The sequence below is a fragment of the Paraburkholderia sp. UCT2 genome (assembly GCF_014397665.1).
In the GTDB taxonomy this organism is placed as follows: domain Bacteria; phylum Pseudomonadota; class Gammaproteobacteria; order Burkholderiales; family Burkholderiaceae; genus Paraburkholderia; species Paraburkholderia tuberum.
Genome location: NZ_VZQO01000089.1, coordinates 1 through 7967, shown reverse-complemented (window position 1 = coordinate 7967; position 7967 = coordinate 1). Strand labels below are relative to the sequence as shown.

Below are 7967 nucleotides of genomic sequence, written 5' to 3'. Positions count from 1 at the left end.
CTCGTATTGAGGCTTCCCAGCACCATTCGGTCATGACAGGCCGCTAACGTGAATGTTGAAAGGCTATATCCGGTCGACTCCCGCCGACCGCATCGGGCAGGACCCGGCCATCAAGCGTCATTCGCCCGTCGCGTCGCTCGGACGTTCAGACGTCGGGTCCGCCCAGTAAACAGTCATTCGACTGGCGAAGGCGAATGTTGCTTCGTCGGCCATAGCCGACGTGGGACCGGGGTTCGGTTCTGCGTCAGCTAGGGGCATTGCCGTCAGCGGCGGCGTTGAGCAGTCCGACGGCAGCTTCCGCGACCGGTGCCCTCGCACTTTCGACCCATTCGGCATCTCTTTTATCAATCGTATCGGTCGTCCCGGTCGTTTCAGAGAGCGAGTTGGCTTATCGCGACACAGCCGCCAAGTTAACTACCCTGATAGATATCGCACGACAGGCCGACCACGCACGGTTGACCGTCTCGGGCTTTGCCGTAACCATCTCGTCCGCCAGGTTGGGCTCCATGGTCCCACGGACTGTCGCCGTCCGTCGGCATCGCCCGCTGCGATGAATTTATTGCTTGCTGGCTGGAGGAGTGGCTAGTGGCGTCTAACGGTTGCATTTCCTGAGAGTAGGCAGCGCCGGCCGCGGTGAGCAGGAATAGCACGATGGTTACAGCCGAGGGTTTCACTTTCATTTCTTCACCTTTCGTCATCAATGGATTGCGTTAGCGACGCCGAACTCGCGGCCGGGGAAGGAATTCCAGAAATGCGCGGCCCAGACGTCGTTTTAAGTGAGCGTTCCCGCGAAGGTTGAATTGACGCGAAGAAGAGTTGGCCGTGGCCCGCACCCCGCTGACGTCCTGCCAGCTGCAACTGGCGCGGCGATTTCGAACTCAAGCTTCGCGACCGCCCAAATGCTCGTAATGACGCCCCTTCCACTTGCTCCTGAAGCGCCGTCGGGCCTCTCGCGTGTCGTGGCGCCTCCCCTCTCAGGAGGCGCCACCTGAAAGAGTGACAGCGAACTGGGTAAGCCGGACCACTTTCCAGTCATGGCTCGCGCGCCGTCAGATCGGTGTTAGCTCCCTCCAAAAAAAACGTTGCATTGTGGATCCATCCGGCACGGTCTGGCATGTTTTGTACCGGCTTGTACCCGTGTGTCGGGCGTACCGCCGTATGCTTCCATCCCCGCACTTGGGTCAGAGGGTTGTGTTGCGGCGTTTTCTTGCGGGGCGGGTTGTGAGGCTTGCGGTGTGCCTTGCGAATGCGCAACACCGGCCATGACAAACAGCACGACGGCGGATGCGACTATCAGTGGTGATTTCATGCTGGTTCCTTTGTATACGTTGAGCTTTCCATTCATGCGATTCGTTATTTGCGTGCCCCGAGCTCGAAGTCCACGCGCATCGAGCGTGTCGCGCACGAGCCGCAACACCGGTGGTGATCGATTGATAAAGTTTCGTGAGGGGGCTCGTTGGAGTTAAAGCAATCAGCCTGTTCACTTCATGTCGACCTGCAGCAGTCGTCGCACGAGCCAAGGCCGGTTCAGCTCTTCACGACGACCAACCGCTCTGGGTACACTCGGTGAATGCACCCTCTGCGCTGCTGTCATACTCATTCTTGGTCAGGCGAAACGCCGTCGCAACGCACATGCGTAGGCGGTCGACAGCAATCGTCGGCGAAAGATGTATGCACTGTTATCGTCCGATCCCGGTGACATGTCGGATACTCGCCTCCTGACGCCGCGCTCGTTCCCGAAGTGGTCAGGCGCTGGGCGAGCGCGCGTCACCTAGCTGATACATTTGTGGCTGCTAGTAGGGATAGCGACCTGTTATTTTGCTTTTTATCGCGCTGCGGCCACGCACGAGGCGTTGTGCATCGTGCTGTTAAGCAAGTCTTCCACTCCAGAAAGCACGCTGCCTGAAGTCAGTCGGTTGGTTGTCCCCCAGCAGCCGGTAGTCTTCGGTCAAGCGCCGGATCCGTGACCGGCGGGACGCCGAGCTTGATCCCGCTATTCGCCAGCATGACGATGAGTTCCGTACGGCGCCGGAGATTGAAATGCGCAAGCAGATGACTGATGTATTTCCGTACCGTAATGTCCTCGAGGCCCATTCTCAGGGCAATGGCCTTGGACGGAAGTCCGCGCACCAGCCACGCCAACGTTTCGAACTCTCTCGGTGTGAGTCCCAGCTCGGATGCATTGCTCGTTTCCGATTTAACGCGCGGCTCACGATCCTCAGGTCCATTTGCCGGAGTCTCATCAGTGTCCATCTCACGACTGAGGCTGGCGATGCTGGAGGCTGGTAGGAATACGCCCCCCGCAAGCACCGCGCTTATCGCCGCACGAAGCGCTTCAGGCGGCGACGATTTGGGCACGTATCCCATGGCGCGAAGTTGGATGCATCGACTGATGGTTTCCACTCGCTCATCGGCCGATATCACGATCACCGGTAAGGACGGTCGCGATTCCTTCAATTCGGCAAGCGCGTTGCAACCGTTGCCATCGGGCAGGTCGAGATCGAGAAAAACGATGTTCAGGAGGTCACAAAGCGCATGATTCAAACCCTGCGACAACGTGCTCGCGTGCAGCAACTCGATGTTCGGAAAGAGTTCCGTCAGTAGAAGCGCCAATCCGGCTCTGAACAGCTCATGGTCGTCGACGATCAGTACGCGCATTCCATCGTCTCCCGGAATCGTATTCGAGCCAGGCTGCGATTACACATCGGAGGAGGGTTCAATCGACAGTGATCGTCCGATGTCCCAGGTCAGATAGTACACACTAGCGGTGGATCTACATGGCGCCGCATGAAAAGTGGCGGTTTTCATCCACCATTAGACGAATCGAGCGTATCAAGGGGACCACCGGGCCTTGCATGGGCCAATACATCAGTCATCTGTTCGCATACTTCAAGTTGCGGCGCCGCGCAGCACTCACCGTGATGCTGGCAGAGAAGGGCGTTACGCTCGGGACGCTTTCAGTCACTGATCGTTCGCGAGATCGAGATTCACCTTCCGTCGAGCGGTCACGAACCGGCTAATCTCGGCCAGCAGGTCTTTCGGGGCGGAGGACTTGCGCAATAGCACGAACGGTTCGGGAAAGTCGCGAAGGATGTGATCGGACAGCAGCTCGCCGGTGATAAATGCGACGGGAATCACGCCGGCCCACGCGAAATGACGCCTGAGCCGATCAGCAACCTCCTTGCCGGTTACTCCTTCGCGCAGACGAATATCGGCGACGATGAGATCGGGAATGCGGCTGTCATCGGCAAGGACGGCTTCGAATCCAGCCATCGACTCGGCGGCGTGCACGAGCGCGCCCGCGCTCGAGAAAAGACGCCTCAGGCCTTCGAGCACGGTAGGTTCATCGTCGCACAGGAGCATGAACGTGCCAGCGAGATCGGGCATGCAGACGTCGCCATCCTGAGCATTTTCGCCGACTGTCGGGGCGGATGCCGAAACCGTCGCGTAAAGCGAAAATCGGGATCCGCGCCCTTCCACGGACGCGAGACTCATGCCATGTCCCGGCAGGATATGGATCGCACGCTGCACGATCGACAGCCCCAGTCCCAGCCCTTTCGAACGGTCGCGCCCCGGATTGTTGATCTGATAGTACTCGGAGAAGATCGCGTCGCGATGTGCGGGCGCAATGCCGATGCCGGTATCCCATACATCGATGCGCAGCCGTTCATTCAGTTGCACCCAGCCAAGCACAACGCCACCCGATGATGTGTTCTTGATCGCGTTCGATACGAGATTCGATACAGCCCGCTTGAAGAGCGACCGGTCGGTCGCGATAGACGGGGGGTAGCCTCGCCGTCCCGCGATCCTTAGATCGATGCCACGCAATCGGGCCGTCTCCCGGTACTGCTCGAAGACCTCGGTCAATAGGCCGTGGGTGTCGACCGGTACGACATGGGGAACATATGAGCCCAGCTCGCTGTAGTCCTGAATGTCCTTGAACATGTCGAGGATGTCGGACGCGGTCTCCTCGACGACATCGAGCTCGCGATCCACGGCGTATCCGTCCCTGATCCTCGTCCGGGCGCTTCGGATGAAAAGGTTGATTGCGGCCAGAGGCTGCTGGATGTCGTGATACGCCGATGAAAAGAATCGCTCTTTCTCCCTGACGAGCTCTTGCATGCGTCGGTTCTGCTCGTTGACCACGCGCGAAGCCGCTTCGACGCGCGCCTTGGCCGCGCGCAAGGTGCGCCGGTACATGAATTCGCGCCTCGCGGCACGTTCCAGCGGGATACTGACGAGCAAACCGACGATATACATCATCGGCACCATCGTGGCGTGCGCGATCACCGACTCCATGCGCGCGCCGACGCTCTGGCCATCGGGCTTGAGATAGAGCATCACCAGATAACTGACGACGCATAGGCCGACCAGCCACGCCGCCGTAATCACTCGAAGCCGGAAGGCCATGAATATCATGAAAAGGGCAAACGTGAGGATCGGATAGGCCTCCCGCCAGGCCAGGTCGCCCGGATAGATCTGTACCATTCTCAGGACCGCGAACCAGCAACTGAGCGTCCAGACACTGAGCAGCCCGACGCTCCAGCGCTCGTCGAGTGCGTGTCGGCTCCACAACAGAACGGGCACCGTCATGCCGATCGTCCCGGCGATTCTCAGGACACAGAGTTCTTTGTGGTGCAAGTGGGCGGGATCGAGTATGTCTAGTCGCCCGAGGTCGTGGACGGAAAACACGACCCACAGCACGGTGAAGATTGTGATGGCGAGCCTGCGCTGTCCGAAGAAGCGCCGCGCATAGTCCATCCGGAACGCGCGTTCCTGAGCCGCCGATCTGAACCTGCGCACCGTGAGGCCTGACGATCTCATGACGACGCTCGATCAGGAAATTTGCCGCCCGCGGATAGGACAGCGTGCAATTCAAACAGAGTAGCAGGCGCCCACCCAGAGTCATACACACAAATGTAGCGGTCTCGATACGCTTGCGGCCAGGGACACCTACGTCTTTCCAGACCCGGTTCCGGCCCTGCCTACGTGGACGGCGACAGCGTCCGGGTCGAGCGGCAATCGATATATGACGGCGCCGGTAAGCAAGAATTGCGCTTTCTTCGTAACTGGCTATCGCCTCGGTACGCCCTCTTCTTCCGGACTTTCATTCGCATTATTTTTGTTCTTGAGGCGGTTCGGGCGTTTGCCTCGCCTCATCGCAACCGGACGTTACGGCAAGGCTCGTTAAGGAGATTCTCGTGAAAAAAGTGCTCAATACCACAACCGTCAGCAATCTGCCACATTGCTGACGTAGAGCCCAGCCGCTCCAGGTGGCAGCAATGCCGACGAGCTGCGGTGGGACCCGCAAGATTGAGCGGCCGTTGCACCTCGCAAACGGCCATCAGGGGCGTGTCGAGCCGACAGGCAGTTGTGGGTCGAATTGAGGCGGTGGGCGTTGGCCGGGTTGCTAGCACGATGCGGTCGTCTTGGCGTCGATATAGGCGAGCTTGACCCAAGCGAAAGCCTGCGCGCCGATCAGTTCTTCGGAACAGCCCGTGTACGCGCAGAAGTGCTCGAAGTCATCCATCGCGGTATGGCCGCGATCGTTCGGTTCAAGCGGCACCGCTTCGAGCAGGTTTTCCAGCAGTTCAACGGGTTTTCAATAGCACATGACGGATAGCCGAACCGTATTTTTAGGCGCAACGAGTTGCGCAAGCCGTTTCCCAAGCCTATGAATCGCCGTTGACGGTTTCCTTTCGAGCGATTCGAATCTGCTGGAATCCTTGCCTGTCAAGGCTTTGCGGAGAATGGAGGCCAGTTATATATAGCATCGTTCGTCCATTCGATGTGCCGATATTCGAGCTCGATGCCGAAGCGTTGCGTCGCGACTTCGAGTACGCGCAGCGCTTCGGGCATTACCTCGACGCCGATGCCGTCGCCGGGGATGACGGCAATCCGGTATTTGTTCGACATGATGGGCTTCTCCTTTGAAGAATTGGATTGGGGATGTGGTGGCGGTTATTTTATTCGTGGTGTATTCGTTCATGCCGTGCCAGGCGCGGCGTACCCCTCCTGCAAGGCTTAACTCGGGGTTTTTTGGGATGGTACCTTGATGCACAATCGGGCCTCCTTTATTGACTGTGAGGCACGATGACTTCACTTTTCCTGGGTTCTTACCATGAGATCCGTGAAAGGCGGCACGGACATTTCTTCTCGATCAGCATTTACAGATCATTCAACCTTCACATCACGTCTCCCTGGTTGTTTGACGTGGATCGGTGGTTCCATTTTGCATGGCCGGCGAGCGTGCCGCGCGAGTCACACGACGACATTGTGCAGGGCATGGAGGAAGCGCGCGCAGCGTGGCTGCGATATAGCCCATCCATGCTGCTGCCGCACCAGCCATACGAGTTACGCGATATGCTCGGCCGGAGTGACAACCGCTTTCATATGTACAGAATGAAAGACGAAGAGGTTGCCAAAGCCCTGTACAACGAAGTGAAAGACGGTAGCCTGATCTTCGTCCCTGAGCGGGACGAGATGCTCAAATGCGTGCAGGCGATACGGGAGCAGCGGGAAAAGGCTTCCCGGACAGCGCCCGCACGCGCGCAACAACCGGCCGACGCGGACATGCTAAGGTCGCTCTATGGCAACAGCCCGCGCGCGCCGCAGAACCTCGGCAATGCTCAGGCGTTCAACTATCAGCCAGATGCCGTGAGTGACGATGTGCAGGACATTGCGGCGCGCGGAGTGAGCGATTTTCACGAGGCCGAATGCTTCGCGCAGTACGAACGGGACCTAGACCTGTGCAACGCACTGGCTGGCCCAATGGGTGGTACACGCGGCATGGCGCTATGCAAAACGCAGGCATTCCAGAACTATCAACAGTGCAGAGGATATTGATGGCTACTCATCCGCCGTATTCCGTGGTTCTAACCTATACAGAGGACCGTCAACGGCTCACGGTGCAAACCGTTGACCCCACCAGGCTTGCCCCGTTGCTGGCCGGGAAAATCGAAATGCCGATCCTTCTCGATGAGTACGATTTCAAACTCGACGACGAATTTGCGCGGAGGCTCGGCGTCGCAATACTCAACGTGATTGCGCTCGGTCAGCCTGACATCAAGCAGTACATGTCGGTGACGCAAGAGCCGATCGACAAGCCTTCACAGACGTAGCCTGCCGCCCGCGCACTTATGCGCTGTGCGTGCAACGGGCATTCGGGAATTATCAAACCTACTGTTGCGCGTCCGGCGCGCGCAGGGCCGCGAGCGCTTCAGGAAGTCGCGCGAGCGCTTCCGCTAGCGAACGTGCGCCGCCGAGTGGAAGAAAGCCGGCAAAGCTGTCGTCGTCGTCCACCAGCAGCCCGTCGAACTGCCCAGTGCTGTCGCGATAGACGATCACGTCTGCCCGCTGCCAGCCCGTCCTTGCGAGTACCGCCGCCACGACTGCTCCGGCCGCGGTGGTGTCGCTGCGGCAACCGGGCGCGCGTGCAAGGACAACGCTTTCCGGTTGTATAACCAATGTCGAGGATACTGAACTATGGTCCCGTCAAAATCATTCGTCGTCTCGTATAACGAAGAGCTGCAACAGTTTGAAATGTATTCACTCAAGGATTCCGACTTGGCCGCTCTACGCGAAAACGCCGTTGTCGCGCCTTGGCGTCTTTCAGCGATTCCGGGCGGCAAATTAGGTGAAAACATCGCGAAGCGTCTCGGCGCTATGGCGCTTGGCGTTCTCTCGATATATCACCCTGAAGTGCAGCAACGTTTGCGCGTGGAGCCGGATCAGTTTCCGTTTCCGTAGGCCGTACCGCGTCAGCGAAGTCGGATCCACCAGTCAAGGGGCCGTATGACGATCGGGTCGCCAGCAGCAGAGTCGATGGTTGCCTGTTTCCCCTGGTAGGCAGTATGACTTCCTGCGGGACAGAGGCTGGCCTGCCGCAACGGAATCAAACGCGGGTTAGCATTGCTGTCAGAGCCGCACGGTGCGGACGTGCCGCACCCGGCGATTTCCGACGCGGA

The 7967-nt window shown here is 58.8% G+C and carries 7 protein-coding genes and 1 pseudogene; 3 read left to right on the top strand and 5 right to left on the bottom strand.

What is annotated here, in order from left to right:
• Positions 1–1908: 1908 nt before the first annotated feature.
• The 4 genes and pseudogenes from F6X39_RS35390 to F6X39_RS35375 all read right to left on the bottom strand — a co-directional run.
• The gene (locus tag F6X39_RS35390) at positions 1909–2658 is read right to left on the bottom strand and encodes a response regulator transcription factor (RefSeq protein WP_187620047.1); all 750 of its coding nucleotides are present in this window, start codon (positions 2656–2658) and stop codon (positions 1909–1911) included.
• Positions 2659–2961: 303 nt separating this feature from the next.
• Complete coding sequence (locus F6X39_RS35385; protein ID WP_187620046.1) at positions 2962–4761, bottom strand: hybrid sensor histidine kinase/response regulator; 1800 nt, start codon at positions 4759–4761, stop codon at positions 2962–2964.
• A 649-nt stretch (positions 4762–5410) separates the two neighbouring features.
• Positions 5411–5566: a hypothetical protein gene (locus F6X39_RS35380; RefSeq protein ID WP_262414928.1), complete on the bottom strand. Its 156-nt coding sequence runs from the start codon at positions 5564–5566 to the stop codon at positions 5411–5413.
• A 197-nt stretch (positions 5567–5763) separates the two neighbouring features.
• Positions 5764–5916 (bottom strand): annotated as a pseudogene (locus F6X39_RS35375) (isocitrate/isopropylmalate family dehydrogenase); the annotation flags it as partial.
• A gap of 177 nt (positions 5917–6093) precedes the next feature.
• Between F6X39_RS35375 and F6X39_RS35370 the strand changes: the two are divergent.
• Both F6X39_RS35370 and F6X39_RS35365 read left to right on the top strand, forming a co-directional pair.
• Positions 6094–6846: a hypothetical protein gene (locus tag F6X39_RS35370; RefSeq protein WP_187620045.1), complete on the top strand. Its 753-nt coding sequence runs from the start codon at positions 6094–6096 to the stop codon at positions 6844–6846.
• The gene (locus F6X39_RS35365; RefSeq protein WP_090809227.1) at positions 6846–7121 is read left to right on the top strand and encodes a hypothetical protein; all 276 of its coding nucleotides are present in this window, start codon (positions 6846–6848) and stop codon (positions 7119–7121) included. The genes F6X39_RS35370 and F6X39_RS35365 overlap by 1 nt, the downstream gene beginning before the upstream one ends.
• 58 nt (positions 7122–7179) lie before the next feature.
• Here the strand turns inward: F6X39_RS35365 and F6X39_RS35360 are convergent, their stop codons facing one another.
• Positions 7180–7389, bottom strand: a complete 210-nt coding sequence (locus F6X39_RS35360) for a hypothetical protein (RefSeq protein ID WP_187620044.1) — start codon at positions 7387–7389, stop codon at positions 7180–7182.
• 96 nt (positions 7390–7485) lie between these two features.
• Here F6X39_RS35360 and F6X39_RS35355 point away from each other — a divergent pair, with 96 nt between their 5' ends.
• A complete protein-coding gene (locus F6X39_RS35355; protein ID WP_090809231.1) occupies positions 7486–7749 on the top strand; it encodes a hypothetical protein in 264 nt (87 codons plus the stop codon).
• Positions 7750–7967: the final 218 nt, after the last annotated feature.